This window comes from Psychrobacter sp. 1U2, assembly GCF_051847575.1.
Window position 1 is genome coordinate 1 of record NZ_JBPYDC010001719.1, and the last position, 536, is coordinate 536.

At 28.2% G+C, this 536-nt stretch carries 1 pseudogene; it reads right to left on the bottom strand.

Features of this window, described 5'->3' with window-relative positions:
* Positions 1-100, bottom strand: a pseudogene (locus ACS8FD_RS24050) (23S rRNA methyltransferase); the annotation flags it as partial.
* Positions 101-536: the final 436 nt, after the last annotated feature.

The following is a 536-nucleotide window of genomic DNA, read 5'->3' on the forward strand; positions in this document are numbered from 1 at the left end:
CATCTTTTTGCGCTCTTTTTACATAATGATCATCAATATGTTCTTTCATCCAAGCACGGCTACTTTTTGATAAACCTTTATTTTCAATGCGCGTGGCCAAAATACCTGCTCCTATTACTTTATGGTGTCATATACTTTACGATGTCATAATTTTTAACAGCCGACTGACTAAATTTCTATCAATTAAAGATGATCTCATTTTTTATTTAGTATCGACTATATTGTGCTAATAAACCCATTCGATAATACCCATTAAAGATAATTTTATTTTTATAAATAAATTTAAAGGCATTATTAACGATTTAGCAGCTTTATGATCCAGCAGCGTTTATAATGCAACAAGTTATTCAGTTTAACATTTTCATCACGTAAAATCGTGCAAAATGGTACTGATATCATGCAAGATAGTCATAGATTATTTATAATGAATATTAACTTTTTTAATAACATGGTTTTGGTCATGTCGTTTAGATAACATTGCTTCTTATTTATTATGACTTATTATGACAATTCAACCATTTTAGAACTGTTTTTTA